Origin of the sequence: Pseudomonas sp. GM60 (assembly GCF_000282415.1) — a bacterium.
Taxonomy (GTDB): Bacteria; Pseudomonadota; Gammaproteobacteria; order Pseudomonadales; family Pseudomonadaceae; genus Aquipseudomonas; species Aquipseudomonas migulae.
The window spans coordinates 67,425-90,043 of the sequence record NZ_AKJI01000028.1 but is presented as its reverse complement, the minus strand read 5'-3'; the positions used below and the strand labels follow the sequence as shown (position 1 = coordinate 90,043).

The window sequence follows — 22,619 nt, the reverse complement described above, 5'->3', positions numbered from 1 at the left end:
CCTGTCGTTATTGTTAGAAGGAATAGACCTTCAGAGACTAAGCCTCGCTTCCGATACAGGACACTGGACACATCCGACAAAAAATAAGACGATCCAGCCGTCTGGTGACCACTTTCCCCTATAAGAATAAAGTTGAATTATGTCTAACCAAGTCTCCACGCCCTTGCGGCGCGTCAGCATCCTGGCTATCGACCGGGTTTTCGCTTCCACCCTCATGCAAGCCAAGGATTTCTTCCACCTGGCCAGCCTGCGTTACGGCAAACAACTGGGCCAGGGCCTGACACCGGCGTTCGAAACGCGCCTGGTCAGCCCAGACGGCAAACCGGTCAACAGCTTCAGCGACGTGATCATGCCGGTGGACGGCGGCCTGGAAAACGCTGACGTCATCATCCTCCCGGCGTTCTGGGACGATTTCGAAACCCTTTGCCAACGTTACCCACAAATCCTGCCGTGGTTGCGCCAGCAGCATGCGCGCGGCGCGGTACTGTGCGGCGAGGCCACCGGGGTGTTCTGGCTCGCCGAAGCCGGGTTGCTCGACGGCAAGGAAGCGACCACTTACTGGCGCTTCTTCAACGCGTTTGCCGAGCGTTTCCCGAGGGTTTATCTCAATCAGGACAAGCACCTGACCGACGCCGACAACCTGTATTGTGCTGGCGGCACCACGTCGGCGTGCGACCTCTATATCTACCTGATCGAGCGCTTCTGCGGCGCCAACGTGGCCCAGGCCGTGGCCCGCGATATTCTCTATGAAGTGCAGCGCAGCTACTCCCCGGGACGCATCGGTTTCGGTGGCCAGAAGCTGCACCAGGACGTGATCATCCTGCAGATCCAGCACTGGCTCGAAGAGCACTTCGCCGACAAGTTCCGCTTCGAGGACGTTGCACGCGAGCACGGCATGAGCATCCGCAACTTCATGCGCCGCTTCCAGACCGCCACCGGCGACAAGCCGCTGCATTACCTGCAACGCCTGCGCATTGAAACGGCAAAGGGCTTGCTGTCCGGCAGTCGCAAGAGCATCAAGACCATCAGTTATGAAGTCGGTTACGACGATGCGAGCTTCTTCGCGCGGCTGTTCCGCCAGCACACCGAGTTGTCGCCGAACCAGTATCGCCAGCAGTTTCAGCAAGCGGCGTAAGGACGAGGCACACAAATCCAATGTGGGAGCGAGCCTGCTCGCGATGGTCGTCAACGATGACGCGTAAAATCTGACGCCCCGCGGCGACCTCGGGTTCATCGCGAGCAAGCTCGCTCCTACATGGGATCTTGGGCGCATAAAAAAGGCCTGCAATTGCAGGCCTTTTTCATTTTCCGAAATTTCCTACGGCTTGTGAGCCCGGGACAGGAATTCGTGGGATTGCATTTCCAGCAGACGGCTGAGGGTGCGCTGGAATTCGAAGTTCAGGCGACCGCCGGTGTAGAGGTCTTTGAGCTCGACTTCGGCGGAAATGATCAGCTTCACGTTACGGTCGTAGAACTCGTCGACCATGTTGATAAAGCGTCGGGCGATGTCGTCGGTGGTGACGCTCATCTGCTCGACACCGCTGAGCAGCACGGCGTGGAAGATCTTGCCCAGTTCGATGTAATCGTTCTGGCTGCGTGGGCCGTCGCAGAGTTCGCGGAAGTCAAACCAGGCCACGTCATCGCAGGTGCGCAAGGCACGGATTTCGCGGTTCTCGATGATCAGCACATCGTTCTCGATGGCCGCCGTGCATTCCGGCGTCAGCGCACGGAAGCTCTTGCGCAGGCTTTCGTGAGACGCCTCATCAAGCGGGAAGTGGAACAGTTCCGCTTGCTCGAGGTGACGCAGACGATAATCGACGCCGCTGTCGACGTTGACGATCTCGGTGTTCTGCTTGATCAGCGCGATGGCCGGCAGGAAGCGCGCACGCTGCAAGCCATCCTTGTACAAACCGTCCGGGACGATGTTCGAAGTGGCAACCAGGGTCACGCCGTTCTTGAACAGCTCTTCCATCAGCGTGCCGAGGATCATCGCGTCGGTGATGTCGGAGACGAAGAATTCATCGAAACAGATCACTCGCGACTCGTCGGAGAAACGCTTGGCGATGATGGTCAGCGGGTTTTTCTCGCCGCCGAGGGTCTTCATCTCTTCGTGCACACGCTTCATGAAGCGGTGGAAGTGAGTCCGGGTCTTTTCCTTGAACGGCAGCGCTTCGAAGAAGGTGTCGACCAGGTAAGTCTTGCCACGGCCTACGCCGCCCCAGAAATACAGGCCCTTGACCGGCGCCTGTTCTTTCTTGCCAAACAGTTTGCCGAGCAGGCCCGGTTTGTTCTGCGAGGCCGCGACCAGATCGTCGTACAGGCGCTGCAAATGGCGCACGGCGGTTTCCTGCGCGGCGTCATGGAAGAATTCCGGGCGTTTCAGATCAGCTTGGTATCGTTCTAGGGGCGTCATAATTCGTTAGCAAGGCAACAAAAACGGGCCGTCACTGTAGCGATGGCCCGTGGGAATGGCAATCGGCCCTTGGTCGGACCGAGCCGTTGATTATTCCTGAACCGGCGTCAGCGCAATCCGCAGAGCGCCGATGGCAACGTCACGGGCCGCCGTGTCGGCGAACGCCGGGCTATCGGCCACGCACTCGCCTTCCAGCCAGACGCTGAAGCTCAGGTCTTCATTGCGCACGTCCAGAGGCTGGCCCGCTTGCAGTTGCTTGGTCACCTGACCAGCGGTTTTACCGTCGGCGAAGTTGCGCGACAACAGCAGTTGCTCGCCATCGGCCGCCAGCAGGCGGAAGCGGAAACTGCCGTCGTCTTCGCGGAAGCTGACAAAACGTGCAGCTTTCGCGGCTTTCTTCTTGGTGGTCGCCGCGACTTGCGTCTGGGCCACGAAAGAACGCAAGCCGACCGCTTCGCGCAATTCGTTAAGGAAAGGCGTCGCTACGGCACGGGCCTTTTTCGCACCGATTTGCAGGATGTCTTCCAGATCAGCCGGGCGTTCGATCAGTTGGTGATAACGCTCGCGGGACTCGCCCAGTTCGCTGTCGAGCAGCTGGAACAGACGATTCTTCGCTTCTCCCCAACCCAGGCCCTGCAACAATTCGCTGCGGAATTCGTCGGACTGTGCCGGGGTGGCAAAGGCCTGGAACAGCGTGAACAGGTGCGAATTGTCTGGATCTTTGGCTTCACCCGGCGCGCGGGAGTCAGTGACGATCCGCGAAATCGCGTCTTTCATCTCTTTAGCGCTGCTGAACAACGGAATGGTGTTGTCGTAGCTCTTCGACATCTTGCGACCGTCGAGGCCAGGCAGCGTCGCGACGCTTTCTTCGATCAGCGCCTCGGGCATGGTGAAGAACTCTTTGCCCTGGCCAAACAGATGGTTGAAGCGCTGACCGATATCCCGGGCCATTTCCACGTGCTGGATCTGGTCACGACCGACCGGCACCTTGTGTGCGTTGAACATCAGAATGTCCGCGGCCATCAGCACCGGATAGCTGTACAGACCCATGGTGATACCGGCATCCGGGTCTTCGCCGGTTTCGACGTTCTTGTCCACCGAAGCCTTGTAGGCGTGGGCGCGGTTGAGCAGCCCCTTGGCGGCAACGCAGGTCAGCAGCCAGGTCAGCTCCGGGATTTCCGGGATGTCGGACTGGCGATAGAACGTCACGCGATCCACATCCAGGCCACCGGCCAGCCAGGTCGCGGCGATTTCCAGACGCGAGCGCTGGATGCGCAGCGGGTCATCGCATTTGATCAGGGCGTGGTAGTCGGCCAGGAAGTAGAACGAATCGGCATTGCTGTCGCGGCTGGCAAGGATCGCCGGGCGGATGGCGCCGGCGTAGTTGCCCAGGTGCGGCGTGCCGGTGGTGGTGATGCCGGTGAGGATACGGGTACGAGTCGTCATGGGTAATCGCTTGTCAGACTGCAATCAATTCGAAAGACGCGGCAGGATCAGATCCTTGAGATCGGTCAGCTTGCCATGAAAAAAGTGTCCGCATTCTGCCACTTTCAGCAGCTCATGGGGACGATCGAGTTTCTCGGACCAGTCGTAGACGGCTTGCGGGGCAATGACTTCATCGGTTTCCGGCTGGATCAGGGTCAGCGGGCAGTTCACCGGCAGCAGGTCGTAACCATTGAGCCGGGTGACAGCGGCGGCCACCATGAACAAATGCTTGAGCTGTTCGCCCTTGGCCTCCAGTCGTCCGCCGAGACTTGCTGCAACAAAACCGCCGAAGGAAAAACCGAACAACGTCAGCGGCAAATCAGGATGTTTCGCCCGCAACCATGCTGCTGCTGCCTGGGCATCGTCGACTTCGCCGGTTCCCATGTCGTGCGAGCCTTCGCTGGCACCGACGCCACGGTAGTTGAAGCGCAAGGTAATCAAACCGGCATCGCGCGCGGTGCGCTGCAGGGTCGAAACCACTTTGTTGAGCATGGTGCCGCCCTGCACCGGGTTCGGGTGGCAGATCAGCGCGATGCCGCGCGGCTGCTCGATATCCAGGTAAAGTGCTTCCAATTGCCCGACCGGGCCGTCAATCACTACAGGGGTTTCGCGCATAAGCAAGGAAGGAACTCCGTGACCTCGAATCGGGTCGACTCGTCTAGCAAATTGTCTGTGCCGATGTATTGCGAGTGAATCGCGGTATACAGCGCAGGTTCGAGCCGTTAACGTAAAGCAAAGCCGTTTATAGAGGAAGGACTCGTGGAACACTCGCTCTTAGTTTGGTTGTTGCCGACTCTTGCCCTGGTTGTGGGTGTCGCCATTGGATTCCTGATCGCTCGCCTGGTGCCGAACGCCGCGCCGAGCAGTACCCAACGTCAGCTGGATGACATTCAGGAACGTTTTGACAGTTATCAGAACGAGGTGGTTACCCACTTCAACAGCACTGCAAACCTGGTCAAGAAACTGACTCAGAGCTATCAGGAAGTGCAGGATCACCTCGCCGAGGGTGCCAACCGCCTGGCCCTGGACGAGCAGACCCGCCAACGCCTGCTGGCTTCGCTGCACGCCGACGCGGCAGCGGCCCCACGGGAACGCCTGACGCCACCGCGCAATCAGGAGCCGCCTCGCGACTACGCCCCCAAAGCCCCGAATGCGCCGGGCATGCTTGATGAGCATTACGGCCTGAAGAAGTAATCAGGTTTCGCGCGATACACAAAAGCCCTCGGACGAGTGATTGTCCGGGGGCTTTTTTGTTGCTGATCCAATACCTTTGGTGCCGACTCGGCCCCTTCGCGGGCAAGCCCGCTCCCACAGGGATCGCGTACCTATCAAGCGACTCGGTCACTGTGGGAGCGGGCTTGCCCGCGAAGGGGCCAGAACTTTCGACACAAAAAAAACCGCCCGATCTGTTTAGGATCGGGCAGTTTTTTTTACGCCTGGGGTTCAGTCAGGTGGGTAAAGGGGCTGCGTTTACTGCTGTGGATACTCTTGACCCGGAATCGCCTTGAGGTTGACCTCGACGCGACGGTTCTGTGCCCGGCCATTGGCATCGGCATTGCTGGCAACCGGGCTATCCGGGCCGGCGCCACGTGCCGACAGGTTGGCACCACTGACACCTTGGGACGTCAGGTAAGTCGCCACGCTCTGCGCACGACGCTGGGACAGGTCCATGTTGTGCTGACGGCTGCCGGTGCTGTCGGTGTAGCCAACGATTTCGATCTGGTTCTGGTTGAACTCTTTGAGCGAACCGGCCAGGTTGTTCAGTGGCTGATAGAAGCTGGAAGCGATGTTCGCCGAATCGGTGGCGAACGTGATGTTGCCCGGCATGATCAGCTTGATCTGATCGCCCTGGCGCTGCACTTCAACACCGGTGTTGGCCATGCTGGCGCGCAGCTTTTTCTCTTGCTGGTCGGCGTAGTAACCGTAACCGGCAGCCGAAGCACCCACTACGGCGGCGCCGATCAGCGCACCCTTGCCACGGTTATCGTGGCTGATGGCGGCACCGGCCAACGCACCCGCCAGAGCGCCGAGGCCGCCGTACTTGGCGGTTTTGCTCATGCCCGTGGAACCACCGTCGGCCTGCCCCTGGCTGCTGTCATATGGGTTGGGCGAGGCGCAGCCTGACAGCAAGGCCACAGCCGTAGCGACAATAATCAAACGCTGCTTGGTGAACATGAAGAGCTCCTACTTTTTGCATTCTGGGATGCAACGGGACTTAGGCATTGGTTCTTTGCGGGCGTTGGATCATTTCGGGCGCAGAAAATTCCGTAGCCCCCCTTAAGCCCGCACAAAAGGGTTGTCGCGCATTTCATCACCCAGACGCGTATCCGGACCATGACCGGTCACCACCGTTGCGTCCTCATCAAGGGTGTACAGGCGCTGTTTGATCGACCGCACGATGGTCGCCTGATCGCCACCCCACAAATCCGTGCGCCCTACCCCGCGACGAAACAACGTGTCACCGGCAATCAGCAGCTTAGCCTCTGAAAACCAAAAGCTCATGGAACCCGGCGTATGACCTGGCGTGTGCAACGCCACGCCGCAACCGCAGGCGAGTTCTTCATCGTCGGCCAACCAGCGATCCGGCGATGGAACCGGCGTGTACGGCACACCGAACATCTGGCATTGCATCTCCAGATTGTCCCAGAGGAACTGATCCTCTTTGTGCAAGTGCAGGGTCGCGCCGGTTTTCTCCTTCAACTGACCGGAGGCCAGGAAGTGATCGAGGTGCGCATGGGTATGGATGATGCTGACAACCTTCAGACCCAGGGCATCGAGCCGTGCGAGGATCAATTCGTGATTGCCGCCCGGATCGACCACGATGGCCTTCTTCGTCACCGGATCGCCGATGATCGTGCAGTTGCACTGCAAAGGGCCGACGGGGAAGGTTTCGCGGATGAGGGTTGGTTGTTGGGACATCGGGGCATGCTCGATAAAAACGGGGACGAGGGATTTTCGCACACAATTGCGTCCAGCCATTGACCGCCTGTGTATCGTCACACTACGTCAGCCCAACACCCCCAATGCCTTGGCCCGTGCCACCGCTTGCGTGCGCCGTTCAACCCCGAGTTTGCTGTTGATGTGGCTGGCGTGGGTTTTCACCGTGTGCAGGGAAATGAACAGTTGATCGCTGATTTCCTGGTTCGAGCAGCCTTGGGCAATGAGTTTCAGAACCGACAGTTCGCGGGAACTGAGTTGCTCACAGGCTTGTGAGTGCTCCGGAGCAAGGCGTGCAGCGGTAACGGGGAGTCGCTCCGACAGGCTCTGCGATACCGTCGCTTTCGCGCAGTTCTGCAGTTGCTCGCGAAGCCAGTCAGGGCATTTGGTCAGCAAGCCATCAAAAGGCTGCAGCGCGCCACCACTGGCCGCTTCAAGGGCCTGAGCGAAGGACTGCCGGGCTTCAGGCTCGCGGTTGTGCGCAAGGAGCAGTTCGGTTTTTTGTGTCAGCGCCATCACACTGAGCAACTGCCGACCGGTTTGCTGACCATGCTCGAGTAACGCATTCAATCGCCCTTCGGCCAGCATCGGCTGCGCCTGAATGACCTCAAGCAAGGCCTGCTGCAACTCGATATGCAGTGGCAGTTGCGGATGGAATTCCGGAGGTGCCGCAGGCGTTTCGCCGTTGTAGGTCTGGCCCAGTCGTGCGAGCCAGGCTTCCGCCAGATCGGTGCGTCCCTGGGCCAGCCAGAGTTCGCATTTGACCAGGGTAATCATCGCCAGATAGTAAATCGGCGGGACGTCCCAGATATGCATCAGCCGTTCGGCTTCGGCGAGTTCGGCAAAGGCCTTGGCGAACTCACCGCTGCTGCCTTCGAGCCGGGCGATCACGCAATGGCCGATCAAAACACTGATGTCGCGACAGGCGCGGGCCTCAGTCAAACCGGCCTGTAAACGCAGCCGCGCGGTCTGAGGTTGCAGACGCAGGGCCAGAAGAAATCCTTCGTACAAGGTCAATCGAGCGCGCACGGCATACAGCCGCTGCGGCGACAACCCTTGCAGGCGTTGCAGCCCCTGACGGACTTCGTCCAGCGAGCGCAGAATTTCCCCTCGCGCCTGCAACACGCGCGCCCGGTCGTAATGGGCCAGCGCTTCGAACAACGGATTACCCACCCGTTGCGCCAGTTCAAGAGAGTCGCGGTTCAAGCCACGGGCACGCCACAAGTCGCCGTCGGCAATGGCCAGGTTGGAAAGGGTCGAGAGACACATCAGGCGCTGGCCGTAGCGTTTCGATGGCAGGCTTTCCAGCGCTTCGGTGCAATACAGCAGCGTCAATTCGCGGTTGCCGCGCCCGCGGGCAATGATCCCGCTCAAGGCCAACCATTGCGCCAGCATGGATTTCTGCGCAGTGGCCGACGGTGCCGGCAGGAAGCGGCTCAGATGATTGGCCAACTCTTCGGCGGCGTCGAGCTGACAGGCCAGCCCCAAGGCCCAGCTGTAAAGCACGATCAAGCGTGGCGTGCTGATCAGCAGGCTGTCGGGCAAGTCCATTTTCCAGCGCAACAACATGCCGACATTCTGTTCCGCCAGCAATTGCTCTTCCGAAAGGTTCTGCACCAGGTTGGCCGCGACATCCAGATGCCCGGCGCGCAACGCCTGCTCCACCGCCTCATCGAGCAGGCCCTGGGCATTGAACCAGCGACACGCGCGCAGATGCAGGCTGGCTGCCGGCACCATCGCCTGTGAGGTTGGCCGGGTACGCAGCAGGTCGGAAAACAGATGGTGATAGCGGTACCAGTGGCCATGCTCGTCCAGCGGTACGAGGAACACTTGGTGCGCAAGCAGAAAACGCAGGATCTCGGCGCTGTCATGCGCTTCGCGAACGGCATCGCACAGCTCGCTGCAAAAACGCTCTTGAGGGGCCGTGTCATAAAGGAACGACTGCACCTCGGCGGGCAGACAATCGATGACTTCTTCGAGCAGGTAATCGCGAATCAACCCTTCCCCACCGTGCAGGGACTGGGGTAACGCACCGTCAGAGCCCGCTTCGGAAGCAGCCAGCAACCAGAAACGCAAGCCGGCAACCCAGCCTTCACTGCGCTGGATCAGGTTTTCCAGTGCTTCGCCGCGCAACGAACTGCTGTGCCGATCGAGCAGGGTCAAGGCTTCATCGTGGGTCAGGCGCAGATCCTGCTCATTCAACTCGAGCAGTTGTCGCGACAACCGCAGCCGTGCCAGATGCCAGTCCGGACGCTGGCGGCTGGTGACCATCACCAGCAAGCCGTCGGGAAGGTGATTGAGGAAAAACTGCAGGCAACGATCGAGCACCGGCCCCTGGGCCAGATGATAGTCATCGAGGACCAGTAGCAATGGCGCCGTCGGCAACAGGTGCACGGCCAACTCATCGAGCAAACCGTCCAGCCATTCTTCAAAAGCAAACGGCTGATGCCGCTGACGCATTTTCAACAGCCCCAGAGACTGGCGGCCCAACTGCGGAAAAAAGTCCTGAAGACCTTCGAGCAATCGCTCCAGAAAACGGCCTGGATCGTTGTCCCGCGGACTCAACCCCAGCCAGAGACTTTGCCAATGCGCCGGCAGCCCCTGGCAGAACTCCACAGCCAATGAGCTCTTGCCAAACCCCGCCGGCGCGCTGACCAGCAGCAGCCTGCCGCCGAGACCGGCACTGAGGCGCTCGCATAAACGAGGCCGCAGCACATGGCCGTCGGGCAGCGGAGGCCGATAAAAACGCCCGTCCAATGTCGCGACGGTAACGCTTGCAGGGCCCGGGAGTGGGGACAGATCAGTCATGGCCGGCTCTTGTTTGAAATGCTGTTGGCGGCGTTGCAGATGTCCGCAGACTAGCGGTAAACGAAGAGGTAATGAAGGTTATTGCTACAAATGGCTACAAAAAGTCTACGAACAAAAAAAAGCCCCGAACCAGTCGGGGCTTCTTTCGAGGATGCGGCCTCAGTTCAGTTCAGGTTAACGAACCCCGGTCTGACGCAATGCCGCAGGCGTGAAGTCGCTGGTGGTGGCAGTGAAACCGAAGTTGTATGCCGACTTCTCTTCGTTCTTCATGCCCAGTGCCAGGTAACGGCCGGACTGCAGGTCGTACAGAGCTTCCAGGGTGTACCACGGCACTTGAACGTTGTAGTAGTTCTGGGAGTGAGCTTCCGCTACACGCCAGAGTTGATTGCGACCGTCGTAGTGATCGATGACCGCAGCTTGCCAGGTGTCTTCGTCGATGTAGAAGTCACGCTTGGCGTAGATGTGACGCTGACCTTCCTTCAGGGTTGCAACCACATGCCAGACCCGACGCAGCTCGTAACGAGCCAGGTCCTGGTTAATGTGACCAGCCTTGATGATGTCGGCGTACTTCAGCTTCGGATCGTCGAGCTTGTAGCTGTCGGAGGCGATGTACATCTCTTTCTTGCCTTCGAGCTTCCAGTCGTAACGATCCGGCGCACCGTTGTACATGTCCAGGTTGTCGGAGGTACGCAGGCCGTCCGCCGCGGTACCCGGCCCGTCATAGGACACTTGCGGTGCACGACGCACACGACGCTGACCGGCGTTGTAGACCCACGCCGAACGTGGTTCCGCCACCTGATCGAGGGTTTCGTGCACCAGCAGCACACCACCGGCCAGACGCGCCGGCGCGGTCACTTCCTGCTTGAAGTAGAACAGGATGTTGCCCGGGTTCGCCGGATCGAAATCCTTCATCTTGTCGCGGAATACGAACTGGTCCTGAAAGTAGACCAGGCTGTACGAGCCATTCGGCTGCGGAGTGGCCTGGGTCACCAGACGGGTCACGCTGCCACCGCGATAGCGGGTGATGTGGTTCCAGATGACTTCGACACCGGTTTTCGGAATCGGAAACGGTACCGCGGTTTCGAAGTTTTTCAGCCCGTTGCCGCCGGACACCAGCTCAGTGGCGGTGGCGTTTTTCTTGATGGCAGCGAACACGTCATCCGGCACGGTAGCGCCGCGATGGGACGGGTAAACCGGCATCTTGAAGGTTTCCGGGTAACGCTTGAACATCGCGTACTGGCCCGGAGCGAGCTTGTCCTTGTACTGGTCGACGTTCTGCGCCGTGATGGTGAACAGCGGTTTTTCACTGGCGAACGGGTCGGACAGGAAACCTTTGGCGTCGGCGGTGCCGGCGTTTTTCGCCATCGGCTTCCAGGCTGGAATCGAACCATCGGCATTACCCGCCATCTCGGCGCCCATTGGCGTCAGGCTCTTGCCCAGCTTGTCCGCTTCGGCCGCTGGGACCGCTGCCATCACGCTGGTCGCCAGCAGCGTAAGCCCCAGAAATCCGGCGTGGAACAGACTCTTTGTTGTTTTCATAGGTGTGTTCGTCCTGAAAATGCAGTGCTTAGAAGTTCACGCCGAAGCTGAGCGCAACGAAGTCGCGGTCATCCACGGTGGTGTACTTGCCGTCAAAGAAGTTGGTGTAGGCCAGGGACGCGGTGTAGGTGTTCTGGTACTCGGCATCGAGACCCAGGCTGACCGCTTTGCGACCTTCCTCGAAGTTGCCGCCAGGGCCAGGCGAGTAACCGTCGACGTCATGGGACCAGGCGATGTTCGGCTTGAAGTTCACACCGGCGATCACGTCGTTGTATTCCCAGATCGCACGAGCGCGATAGCCCCAGGAATCTGTGGTGGTGAAGCCATCGTTTTCACAGTAACGACTGACGTTGTTTTGTGGTCCACCCGCCAGAGTCGAAGCGTTCAATGCCTGGCACTGCCCACCTGGCAATGGGCCAGGGCCGTAGCTCGGGTCACGCCCGTAACGTGCTTTCGATGTGCTTTCCAGGCCGCCGACGTGAGTCCAGCCCACCTCGCCCACCAGCGTCAGTCGCTCAGCGCCCATCACCTGATCGAAGAAGTGCGTGAAGGTCGTTTGCAGCTGGCTCACTTCCTTGCGGCGATAACCATGTTGATCTTCCCCTGGACGCCCTTGAAGTACGGAAACGTTAGGGTTCAGTGGCGTCAGGCCGGAAAAGAGAATGTCGGTGGTGTTGAGCTGAACCGGTGCGTTCGGACGGTAGCTGAACTCACCACTCCAGGCGGTACCCGTAGGCAACGTGGTGGAGAAGCTCAGGCCATACAGGCGAATGTCTTCCGGGTATTCGACGAAGTAGCTGGAGTTACCCGCCACTTGCAACGGCAGCAAGGTCGGAGCCAGGCCAGCCGCGACACCTAACGGAACACCCGCGCCAACCAGGGAGCCCACCAGGCCCGCCGCGCTGTAAGCGCTCGCCGGGGCACCCTTGCCGCTGAAAATCGGCGCACGGCTGTGGTAGTTCATGAAATAGGCACCGAATTCGGTGTCCAGTGGATCGAACATGTACTTGAAGGACACGCCGAACTGGCCGCTGTCACGTGCATCGCGATCCGGGCCGCGACGAACGATGACACCTTCATCCGGGTTACCCCAGGACACACCACGGGCAGCCAGGGTGTTGATGGCGGCATTACGCAACCCGGCCGGCAGTCCCGCGCCCGCCAGTGCGCTATTGAGGCCGTTACGGGTACGCAGCACGGCCAGGTTTTGGTCGCAGCCATCCGCAATCACGTCCGGTTGCGAGAAGAATGTGCCGCAGTTGTCGGCAACGGTCTGGTCCCACTCGATTTGATAGAACGCTTCGGTCGAAAGGTTCTCGGTCAGGCTCTGGGACACGTAGAACATGTTGACCGGGATCAGGCCTTCCTTGATCTCGGCACCTGGACGGCGGAACGCGGAAACGTCGATCGGGTTGATCGAGTTGATGCCGCCACCGATGAACGTACTCTCGCCCCAGCTGACCACTTGCTTGCCCAGACGCACGGAACCCGGCTGATCGGCAACCGAGTAGTTGTGGTAGACGAAGGCGTCGAGAATTTGCCCGCCGGAGGACTTGGCGCCTTCCTTGCGGTTGTTGTCGCTGATGTCCTTGAACGGACGGTCTTCGTCCTTGAGTTCGAAGTCATACCAGTATTTGCCCCGGACGAAGATACCGGTGTCGCCGTATTTCAATTCAAGGTCATGGATGCCTTTGAAGATCTTCGAGAAAGTTTCCCCGCTCTTGAAGTTCAAGTGGCCGTCATCGGAGGTCTGGGACAGGCCACGGCCACCGTTGTTGACGCCGATGAGGTTCTTGTTGGCACTCTCGGTAGACCAACTGGCACCAATCGACAGGGATGAGTCGAATTGACCTTCGATTTCACCAACGTTGAAACTGACGCCGAATGCGGGCCCGGCGAGCGTAGAGGCAAGACTGACAGCCAGAGGCAGTTTTGCCCGGCGCCAGAACTGGTTTACTGATGTCATCGACGCTACTCCATGTGCATTATTGTTATGGCATTGAGTACTTTTAAAAACGCTGTGGTTGACCGGAAGCCAAGGCATTCCGAATTCACTCCAAAGTTGCATCGCCCCGTTTTGTGCGTGTGCCCCGTTCTTAAAAATCCTTGAGCGGACTATAGCCAGCAGGTAGTACTGCTTGATCCCTCTAAAGTGTGATTTGCAGCTGCCGGCCACTCTGGAACAGTCCTTTCGCCAGGCCGACACCTGTCGGCACGGCAAGGATGGCTGAAAATTCTGATTTCACAAGCCAAGCGCTTGCTTGGTGGGGCTGGCGTGCCATTTCGGGCACGCCGGAAGACGCTTAAAGCGTCGAAAGGAAGGTGCTGTTGTTGGCCTGCCACTCAGTGATGTCGAGGCGGATCCGCTTCTTGTCGAGTTTGCCGACACTGGTCTTGGGAATTTCAGTAACAAGGGCGATCTGGCTCGGGATGGCCCACTTGCTCAGGTGCCCCAGTTCCACAAATGGCTTGAGGTGCTCCTTGAGTTCCCTGGCCCCGATTACATGGCCCTCGCGGATCACCAGCAAGGCAAACGGGCGTTCGCCCCACTGCGGATCGGCAATGCCCACCACTGCTACTTCGCGTACCGCTGCATGGCGACTGATCAGGTCTTCCAGGTCCAGGGAGGAAATCCATTCGCCGCCGGTCTTGATCACATCCTTGATCCGGTCGCGAATGTCGATCACGCCCATGCTGTCCAGCGTCGCCACGTCCCCGGTGTGCAGCCAGCCACCGGCCCAGAGCTCGGCGCCCTTCTGCGGTTCATTGAAATAGCCTTCGGTGAGCCACGGCGCACGCAGCACCAGTTCACCCTGGGTCTCGCCATCGGCGGGCAGGAAGTTACCGTCGGTGTCGACAATGGCCGCTTCCACCAAAGGCCCCGGCACGCCGGCCTTGATCCGGTACGTGGTGCGTTCGTCTTCGGTGCCCGCCATCAGCTCATCGTTGAGGTGCGCACAGGAAACCAGCGGGCCGGTTTCCGACATGCCGTACGCGGCGGTCAGCTGAATGCCTTTGGCTTTGGCGGCTTCGTACAACGCACGATTCAATGCACTGCCGCCGATGACGATTTTCCAGCCGCCGAAGTCGGTGCCTTGCGCTGCCTTGGCGTTGAGAACCATCTGCAGGATGGTCGGTACGCAATGCGAGAAGGTGACCTTTTCCTTGCGCCACAGCTCCACCAGGTATTCGGGATCGTAGCGCCCCGGATAAACCTGCTTGAGCCCGAGCATGGTCGCCACATACGGCAAGCCCCAGGCGTGCACATGGAACATCGGGGTGATCGGCATGTACACGTCGTTGGTGCCCAACAGCCGCACGCTGTCGATGGCGCCCATGATGGTCGACACGCCCATGGTGTGCAGCACCAGTTGCCGATGAGTGAAGTACACGCCTTTGGGATTGCCGGTGGTGCCGGTGGTATAGAAGGTGGTCGCGACCGAATTTTCGTCGAAATCCTGGAAGTCGTACTGCGTGCTCGCGGCCGCCAGCAACTGCTCGTATTCACCGACGAGGTTCGGCAGGTCGGCGGTTTTTTCCGGCAGGTCGGTCAGCAGCAGGGTTTTCTCGACCGTGGTCAGGTGCCCGGCAATCGCGTTGTACAGCCCGACGAATTCGCTGTTGACCAGCACGAAGCGGTCCTCGGCGTGATTCATGGTGTAGAGGATCTGTTCCGGCGACAGGCGCACGTTGATGGTGTGGATCACCGCGCCGATCATCGGAATGGCAAACATGCATTCCAGATAACGATGGCTGTCCCAGTCCATCACCGCCACGGTATCGCCGGCCTTGACGCCGGCCGCCGTCAGCACGTTGGCCAGGCGTGCGACCCGTTCGATCAGGGTCGGATAGCTGTAGCGCAATTGATCGCGGTAAATGATCTCGCGGGTTTTCTCATAGCGCGCGCCGGACATCAGCAGCCGTTTGATCAGCAGCGGATACTGGTAAGCGCCTTCGGCTGGGGGGATAACGCGAGTCTGCAACATAAGAATCCCTTTTCTGACTGCACGGTCGTGGCTGAAAGTAAGCACTCTAGTGCCCTTCCATGACAACCAAATCAGCCGAAGGAATGATTTGCAACATTCAGCAAATGCTAGCGTTGCGCCAGCATTTAACAGCTATCCAGACCTGTAGGAGCCGGCTTGCTGGCGATGGTCTTGCAGGCGCCGCATCCTTTCCAGAATAGATGCGTCATCGTTAAAGACCATCGCCAGCAAGCCGGCTCCTACAAAGGGTGGTGTTCGTCGATCAGTGCATCTCGGTAAACGCGAGTTTCACGCCGATGGCGATCAGCACGGCGCCCATGGTCCGGTCGAACCAGTGGCCCATGCGGGCGAAACCGGCGCGTACACGCTGCTGGCTGAACAGCATCGCCACCAGGCAGAACCAGAAAGCCGTCGCCGCCGCCAGGTAAACCCCGTAACCGGCCTGCACCGCCAATGGCGTATGCGGATTGATCACCACGGTGAACAACGACAGGAAGAACAGCGTGGCTTTCGGGTTCAGACCGTTGGTCACGAAACCCGAGGTGAAGGCGCCGCGAGCGGTGCGCTCACCCGCTTCCTTGTGCAGATCGTCAGTCACCGGCTTGGCCGGTTGCGCGCGCAGGGCCTTGAAACCGATGTACAGCAGATACGCGGCCGCCGCCCATTTCAAGGCGTTGAACAGCACGATCGACTGGGACACGATCAGGCCGATACCGAGCAGCGAATAACCGACGTGCAGGAAAATCGCCGTACCGACACCCATCGCCGTCCAGGTGCCGGCGCGACGACCGTGGGTCACGCTCTCACGCACCACCACGGCGAAATCCGGGCCGGGGCTGGCGACGGCCAGCAGGTGAATCAGGGCAACGGTCAAGAACTCTGTCCAGTACATGGGGGCTCCTCTGGGGGGCAAATTGGTCGAATTAACACGTGCAGACTGACATCGTCCCTGTGGGAGCGGGCTTGCTCGCGAAGGCGTTGTGTCAGACAACATCAATGTCGACTGACACAACGCCTTCGCGAGCAAGCCCGCTCCCACAAGGTTCGGCGTAGGCCTGGCATTGCGTAACGATTTGTTTCATCTGGTAGGCTCGGCAGATTACGCCTTCAGTTCAATGCACAAAAGGTACAGTTGATGACGAACTCTCGCCGCGCCGTTTTCCTCGACCATCCATCGCTGGACCTCGGCGATCTCGACCTCAGTCCATTGCGCGCCTGCTTCGATGATTTGCAACTGTTTGCGCAGACCACGCAGGATCAAGTAATCGAACGCCTCAAGGGCGCCACCGTCGCCATCAGCAACAAAATCCTGATCGACGCCGCCGCCATCGCCGCCAGCCCCGAGCTGAAGCTGATCCTGATCACCGCCACCGGCACCAATAACGTTGATCTCGCCGCCGCCCGCGCCCATGGCGTGACCGTCTGCAACTGCCAGGGTTACGGCACGCCATCGGTGGCGCAGCACACGATCATGCTGCTGCTGAACCTGGCAACGCGCCTCGCCGATTATCAGAAAGCCGTCGGTGAAGGTCGCTGGCAACAGGCGAAACAGTTCTGCCTGCTGGACTACCCGATCGTCGAACTGGAAGGCAAAACCCTCGGCTTGCTCGGTCATGGCGAACTGGGCGGCGCGGTCGCACGACTGGCCGAAGCCTTCGGCATGCGCGTGCTGCTCGGGCAGATTCCGGGGCGCCCCGCCCGACCGGACCGTTTGCCGCTGGATGAACTGCTGCCGCAAATCGACGCGCTGACGCTGCACTGCCCGCTCAACGAACACACTCGCCACTTCATCGGTGCCCGCGAACTGGCCTCGATGAAACCCGGCGCTTTCGTGGTCAACACCGCTCGTGGCGGCCTGATTGATGAACAGGCGCTGGCCGACGCCTTGCGTAGCGGCCACCTCGGCGGTGCGGCCACCGACGTGTTGAGCGTCGAACCGCCGAGCGCCGGCAACCCGTTGCTCGCCGCCGACATTCCACGCCTGATCGTTACGCCGCACAACGCCTGGGGCAGTCGCGAGGCGCGGCAGCGGATCGTTGGCCAATTGACCGAAAACGCGCAGGGATACTTCAGCGGTAAGGCGCTGCGGGTCGTCAGTTGATAAACTGCGGCACTTTTTTTCAAGGAGCAGAGTATGGATCCGCGCAGTGAAGTACTGCTTCGTCAGGCCGAGTTATTCCAGGGTTCGGTGCTGCTGGCCGGTTTGCCCGCCGATGATTTGCTCGGGCGCCTGCCCGACGCCCACGGCTGGTGCTGGCACGCCGGCGATCAGGCCGCGCTGGATGCCCGCTTCACCGAGCGCAGCCATTTTGGCGTGACCGCGCCCGAGCGCGAATTCGACACCGCCGTGGTGTTTCTGCCCAAATCCAAGGACCTCACCGATTACATCCTCAACGCCCTCGCCTCGCGCCTGGCCGGACGCGAGTTGTACCTGGTGGGTGAAAAACGCAGCGGCATCGAAGGCGCGGCCAAGCAACTGAACCCATTTGGCAAACCGCGCAAGCTCGACAGTGCGCGTCATTGCCAGCTGTGGCTGGTCACCGTGGCCGATGCGCCGCAAGCCAAATCCCTGGAAAGCCTGGCCCAGACCTACGAATTGCCGCTGGCCGAAGGGCCACTGAAAGTCATCAGCCTGCCTGGCGTGTTCAGCCATGGTCGGCTGGATCGCGGTAGCGCGTTGTTGCTGGAGCACCTGGACAAATTGCCAAGCGGCCATTTGCTGGACTTCGGTTGCGGCGCCGGTGTTTTGGGCGCGGCGGTCAAGCGTCGTTATCCGCACAATCAGGTCACGCTGCTCGACGTGGATGCGTTTGCCGCCGCCAGCAGTCGTTTGACCCTGGCTGCCAATGGTCTGGAAGCGGACGTCATTACCGGTGACGGAATCGATGCTGCACCGATGGGTTTGAGTGCGATTCTGAGCAACCCGCCGTTCCATGTCGGCGTGCACACCGATTACTTCGCCACAGAGAACTTGTTGCGAAAAGCTGCCAAACATCTGAAAAACGGTGGCGAACTGCGGCTGGTCGCGAACAGCTTCCTGAAGTACCAACCGCTGATCGAAGAGCACCTCGGCGTGTGCGCAATCAAGGCCGAAGGTCAGGGTTTCCGAATCTACCGGGCCAAACGCGGTTAGCAATTTGTACTTGCCCTATCGGATTTGCCTAGGCAGAATCCGCTCCGTCCTAGGGGAGTAGTCTCCCACGAGCGCCATGCTCGTCCGGCATACGTCAACATACTTGGTCCTCAGACCATGGCGTATGCGACCCAAGCGTCCGCATCAGACGGATCGCCAGGGTTTGACAAGACCTATGACACGAACACCTTACCCGGGGCGGGAAGGCTGTACGTGTCATAGCCGTGTCGACCCGCCCCTTAGGAAAACCCTGATGCTGGATTCACTTCTCGTTCCCACCGCAATCGTTGCCTTGGCCGAAATCGGCGACAAGACGCAACTGCTCGCGCTCATCCTTGCTGCCCGCTTTCGCAAACCGTGGCCAATCATCGCCGGCATCGTCGCCGCCACCCTGGCCAACCACGCGGCAGCCGGTGCGGTAGGTGCCTGGGTCGGCAGTTTCTTCTCGGATGCGGTGTTGCACTGGATCCTCGCCGCGAGCTTCGCTGCGACGGCATTGTGGACCCTGGTGCCGGACAAAATGGATGACGATGAAGCCAGCACCGCCCGCAAATTCGGGCCGTTCCTGACGACATTGATCGCGTTCTTCCTTGCGGAAATCGGTGACAAGACCCAGATCGCGACCGTGATGCTGGCCGCGCAATACCCGGAACTGTGGCTGGTGATTATCGGCACCACCCTGGGCATGTTGATTGCCAACGTGCCGGTGGTTTTGGCGGGTAACTTTGCGGCGGACAAATTGCCATTGACCCTGATTCGTCGACTGGCGGCGTCGGCGTTCTTCGTCCTGGCGATTGTCGCGGTGTACAAGGCGATGCAGAGCAGTGGGTGGGTTTGACGTCGTAGGTCGTTAGACCGCGTTATCGTTCTTCGCGGGCGAGCCTCGCTCCTACAGGATTTTTACTGACCTGTAGGAGCGAGGCTTGCCCGCGAAGGCGTCAGCGGCATCAACGCATATCGATCAGGACTTCCGCGCGTTCTCGTACAACGGCATCACCTTCGGAATCGCCGCCTGCAACGAAGCAATCCGACTGGACGATGCCGGGTGAGTGCTCATGAACTCCGGTGGAGAACTTTCCGAGGCCTTGCTCATCTTGTTCCACAGGGTGATCGCGGCGTTCGGGTTGTAACCGGCACGGGCCGCCAGTTCCAGGCCGATCAGGTCCGCTTCGTTTTCATTGGCGCGACTGTTGGGCAGCGTCATGCCGTAGTTGGCCACGGTGTCCGCCAGAGCCAGGCTGTCCTGGCCCAGACCGAGCAAGGCGCCCGCGCCCTGCTTGGCCATTTCGATGCCGTACGCCTTGGACATCGCTTCACGACCGTGCTCACGCAGGGCGTGGGCGATTTCATGGCCCATGATCGCGGCGATTTCATCGTCGGTCAGTTGCAGGCTGTCGATCAGCCCGGTGTAGAAAATGATCTTGCCGCCAGGCCCGCAGTTGGCGTTGAGCTCGTCACTCTTGATCAGGTTGACTTCCCATTTCCACTGGGCCGAATCCGGACGGAAAATCGGCGCCTGGGCGATCAGCCGATCGGCGATCACCTGGATGCGCTTGGCATCGTTGCTGGTCTTGTCCAGCACACCTTTGTTGGTCGCCTCGCCAACGGTCTTTTGATAAGACTGGGCGTACATCTGGTTGACCTCATCCGAGGACAACATGCTGAACATGTACTGCTTGCGCTCCACGCCCACGGCACCGCCGCTGGTGGTGTTGACCGACTGACAACCCGCGAGCAGCAGACCCGCGCTCAGAGCACACAAAACCAATCGCTTGTTCATCACAAAACTCCCTCGAAACATGCCGCGTATCCTAGGCGTCGATTTGTATCGGCGCCAGATACAACAGACATACAGACGCGGATTTCGGACAAAGCTCTCATCAACGGTAGGAAAAAATTCACATACCGCCACCCGCCACGGCCAGTCACGGCCGGCAATGATTCATTTGCGACATCGACGGCTCCAAAACAGCCATTTCGTCGCACCTCACTCATGGCCCTCGAGCCCCCTGCCGATACAGCACCGCAGAAGTCCTCTTGCGTGCGGAGCACCCATGAAATTCAAGTCCATCCAGTTTTCCGTGGCGGCCCTCGCTGGCGCCATCGTATTAAGTGTCGTGGCAGCCCTGGTGCTGTACGCGCTGTTTTCCGGCGCACGGACGCAAGACATGGTTCAGGATCGGACCCAGGCGCAATTCGAGCAAGTCATCGAGCAGCGCCTGACGTCCCTGGCGCAAACCCAGGTCAGCCAGATCCAGCGTGAACTCGAAGCGCCGCTGCTGATTGCCGGCGGACTGGTGCGGGTCAACGCCCTGATCGGCACGCCAGGCGCCGATGGCCAGCCGCAACTGAACCTGAGCCGCGAGCAATTGATCAGTCTGATCAAGGAAAACGTCGCCAAAAACCCGAAGATTCTCGGCACCTACATCGGTTGGGAAAAAAACGCCCTCGACCACAACGACGCAGCGTACGTCGACACCAAGGTCATCGGCATCGACGCCAGCAACGGGCGCTTCCTGCCGTGGTGGTTCCGCAATGAAGACGGCAGCCTGGGCCTGGACAAACTGGTGGACGTCGACGACCAGAAAACCCTGTCTACCGGCGTGCGCGCCAGCGAGTACTACCTGTGCTCGAAAGAAAACAAAAAATCCTGCGTGATCGATCCGGCGCCCTACAAGGTCGGCGACAAAATCGTCATGCTCGCGTCCTTTATTGAACCGATCATGCTCAACGGTGCGTTCCAGGGCATCGTCGGCGCCGACCTCTCGGTGAACTTCATCCAGGAAATGCTCCTGGGCGCGAACCAGAAGTTGTACAACGGCTCGGGCGTCATGGCGCTGATCGGCGGTAATGGCCGGATCGTTGCCTACACCAAGGACCCGAGCAAATTCGGCGAGAAGGTCAGTGACATCCTCGACAGCCAGCAGATCGCCAACATGGCCAATCTGAAGCGCGGCGAAGTCACCTACACCGTCGACAAGGCCCAGGGCCGGATCGAGTTGTACCTGCCGTTCGGCATCGGCCAGACCGACGCTCGCTGGACGCTGATGCTGCAACTGCCGCTGAACGCGGTGATGGCCGACCTGCAAAAACTCCAGGCTGACCTGAACACCCAGCGCAAATCCGACACCTTCGGCATGGCCATGGTGGGTCTGCTGATCGCCAGCGTCGGCTTGCTGGTGATCTGGCTAGTGGGCCACGGCATTGCTCGCCCGCTGAAACAAATGGTGGCCATGCTCGACGACATTGCCAAAGGTGAAGGCGACCTGACGCGCCGTCTGACCAGTGATCGCGCCGACGAACTGGGCTCGATCGCCAAAGGCTTCAACACTTTCCTCGCCAAGTTGCAGGCGATGATCACCCAAGTGGTGACGTCGGTGCAGAGCGTCAGCGATTCGTCGGAACACACCGCTGACATCGCCATCCGCACCAACATTGGCGTGCAGAAACAAATGGTCGAGATCGATCAGGTCGCCACGGCGGTGCATGAAATGACCGCTACCGCCCAGGACGTGGCGCGCAACGCGACCCAGGCGGCGCAAGCGGCCAGCCATGCGGATCAGGCGGCCTCTCAAGGCAAACAGATCGTGCGGGATACGTCGAACTCGATCGGTGTGCTGGCCGTGGAAATCGGCAAGGCTGTCGGTGTGGTGCAAAACCTGGCCAAGGACAGCGAGAACATCAACGCGATCCTCACCGCCATTCGCGGCATCGCCGAGCAGACCAACCTGCTGGCCTTGAACGCCGCCATCGAAGCGGCACGCGCCGGCGAGCAGGGCCGTGGCTTTGCGGTGGTGGCCGATGAGGTGCGCAACCTCGCGCAGAAAACCCAGAAGGCCACCGAAGAAATCCAGACCATGATCCAGCAGCTGCAACAAGGCACGCGCGATGTGGTACGGGTCATGGAAGACAGCCAGAACCGCACCGACGAAAGCGTGCAGCATGCGGCGAAAGCGGCCGAAGCGCTGGATGCGATCACTCAGGCGGTGTCGGTGATCAACGACATGAACACGCAGATTGCCAGCGCGGCCGAGGAACAGAGTGCGGTGGCGGATGACATCAACCGGAACGTAATCAACATTGGGCAAGTGGCCAATGAAGTGGCGGGCGGTGCGGATGAATCAAGTGCGGCGAGTGCGGGGTTGACCAAGCTGGCCGAGCAGCAGCGGCGGTTGATCAATCAGTTCAAGGTTTAAGGATTGCCGGAAGGTCCTGCGGACCTTATCGCGAGCAGGCTCGCTCCCACAGTTGATCTTCAGTGGACACAAAATTTGTGTACCACCCAGATCTCCTGTGGGAGCGAGCCTGCTCGCGATGG

The 22,619-nt window shown here is 59.9% G+C and carries 17 protein-coding genes and 1 riboswitch; of the genes, 6 read left to right on the top strand and 11 right to left on the bottom strand.

From position 1 onward, the window contains the following. Positions 1-238: 238 nt before the first annotated feature. Entirely contained in the window at positions 239-1,135 is an 897-nt protein-coding gene (locus tag PMI32_RS23300; RefSeq protein ID WP_177318159.1) for a GlxA family transcriptional regulator, read from the top strand. A gap of 183 nt (positions 1,136-1,318) precedes the next feature. Here the strand turns inward: PMI32_RS23300 and zapE are convergent, their stop codons facing one another. From zapE to PMI32_RS23315, 3 genes are all read right to left on the bottom strand, one after another. After that, a complete protein-coding gene (zapE, locus tag PMI32_RS23305) occupies positions 1,319-2,413 on the bottom strand; it encodes a cell division protein ZapE (protein ID WP_008025947.1) in 1,095 nt (364 codons plus the stop codon). Between the two features lie 90 nt (positions 2,414-2,503). After that, a complete protein-coding gene (locus PMI32_RS23310; protein ID WP_008025945.1) occupies positions 2,504-3,859 on the bottom strand; it encodes a tryptophan--tRNA ligase in 1,356 nt (451 codons plus the stop codon). Positions 3,860-3,883: 24 nt separating this feature from the next. Next, the gene (locus tag PMI32_RS23315) at positions 3,884-4,513 is read right to left on the bottom strand and encodes an alpha/beta hydrolase (RefSeq protein ID WP_032828606.1); all 630 of its coding nucleotides are present in this window, start codon (positions 4,511-4,513) and stop codon (positions 3,884-3,886) included. 144 nt (positions 4,514-4,657) lie between these two features. On the opposite strand from PMI32_RS23315, the gene PMI32_RS23320 reads away from it, so the two are divergent. Continuing rightward, positions 4,658-5,092 carry a Z-ring associated ZapG family protein gene (locus tag PMI32_RS23320; protein ID WP_008025941.1) on the top strand — a complete coding sequence of 145 codons (435 nt, stop codon included), beginning with the start codon at positions 4,658-4,660 and terminating at the stop codon, positions 5,090-5,092. A 276-nt stretch (positions 5,093-5,368) separates the two neighbouring features. Here PMI32_RS23320 and PMI32_RS23325 read toward each other — a convergent pair whose 3' ends face one another. From PMI32_RS23325 to PMI32_RS23355, 7 genes are all read right to left on the bottom strand, one after another. After that, on the bottom strand, positions 5,369-6,073 hold the full coding sequence (locus tag PMI32_RS23325) for a YiaD family glycine zipper/OmpA-like lipoprotein (RefSeq protein ID WP_008025938.1): 705 nt from the start codon (positions 6,071-6,073) through the stop codon (positions 5,369-5,371). Between the two features lie 102 nt (positions 6,074-6,175). Beyond that, positions 6,176-6,817, bottom strand: a complete 642-nt coding sequence (locus PMI32_RS23330) for an MBL fold metallo-hydrolase (RefSeq protein ID WP_008025937.1) — start codon at positions 6,815-6,817, stop codon at positions 6,176-6,178. A gap of 87 nt (positions 6,818-6,904) precedes the next feature. Next, positions 6,905-9,643, bottom strand: a complete 2,739-nt coding sequence (locus PMI32_RS23335; RefSeq protein ID WP_008025934.1) for a winged helix-turn-helix domain-containing protein — start codon at positions 9,641-9,643, stop codon at positions 6,905-6,907. A 174-nt stretch (positions 9,644-9,817) separates the two neighbouring features. Beyond that, positions 9,818-11,182 (bottom strand): DUF1329 domain-containing protein, encoded by a 1,365-nt coding sequence (locus tag PMI32_RS23340; protein ID WP_008025932.1) that lies wholly within the window; start codon positions 11,180-11,182, stop codon positions 9,818-9,820. Positions 11,183-11,210: 28 nt separating this feature from the next. Then, on the bottom strand, positions 11,211-13,148 hold the full coding sequence (locus tag PMI32_RS23345; protein ID WP_008025930.1) for a DUF1302 domain-containing protein: 1,938 nt from the start codon (positions 13,146-13,148) through the stop codon (positions 11,211-11,213). A gap of 337 nt (positions 13,149-13,485) precedes the next feature. Further along, the gene (locus PMI32_RS23350; RefSeq protein ID WP_008025929.1) at positions 13,486-15,168 is read right to left on the bottom strand and encodes a fatty acid--CoA ligase; all 1,683 of its coding nucleotides are present in this window, start codon (positions 15,166-15,168) and stop codon (positions 13,486-13,488) included. Between the two features lie 262 nt (positions 15,169-15,430). Next, positions 15,431-16,060, bottom strand: coding sequence for a LysE family translocator (locus tag PMI32_RS23355; RefSeq protein ID WP_008025927.1), 630 nt, complete (start codon positions 16,058-16,060; stop codon positions 15,431-15,433). 243 nt (positions 16,061-16,303) lie between these two features. Between PMI32_RS23355 and PMI32_RS23360 the strand changes: the two genes are divergently transcribed. From PMI32_RS23360 to PMI32_RS23370, 3 genes are all read left to right on the top strand, one after another. Further along, entirely contained in the window at positions 16,304-17,269 is a 966-nt protein-coding gene (locus tag PMI32_RS23360) for a 2-hydroxyacid dehydrogenase (RefSeq protein WP_008025925.1), read from the top strand. A 33-nt stretch (positions 17,270-17,302) separates the two neighbouring features. Next, positions 17,303-18,301 (top strand): methyltransferase, encoded by a 999-nt coding sequence (locus PMI32_RS23365; protein ID WP_008025924.1) that lies wholly within the window; start codon positions 17,303-17,305, stop codon positions 18,299-18,301. A gap of 39 nt (positions 18,302-18,340) precedes the next feature. Next, a riboswitch (yybP-ykoY riboswitch) is annotated at positions 18,341-18,466 on the top strand. Positions 18,467-18,554: 88 nt separating this feature from the next. Then, a complete protein-coding gene (locus tag PMI32_RS23370) occupies positions 18,555-19,139 on the top strand; it encodes a TMEM165/GDT1 family protein (protein ID WP_008025922.1) in 585 nt (194 codons plus the stop codon). Between the two features lie 123 nt (positions 19,140-19,262). Here PMI32_RS23370 and PMI32_RS23375 read toward each other — a convergent pair whose 3' ends face one another. Then, positions 19,263-20,081, bottom strand: coding sequence for a M48 family metallopeptidase (locus PMI32_RS23375; RefSeq protein ID WP_032828605.1), 819 nt, complete (start codon positions 20,079-20,081; stop codon positions 19,263-19,265). A 274-nt stretch (positions 20,082-20,355) separates the two neighbouring features. On the opposite strand from PMI32_RS23375, the gene PMI32_RS23380 reads away from it, so the two are divergent. Further along, positions 20,356-22,497: a methyl-accepting chemotaxis protein gene (locus tag PMI32_RS23380; protein WP_008025918.1), complete on the top strand. Its 2,142-nt coding sequence runs from the start codon at positions 20,356-20,358 to the stop codon at positions 22,495-22,497. Positions 22,498-22,619 lie beyond the last annotated feature (122 nt).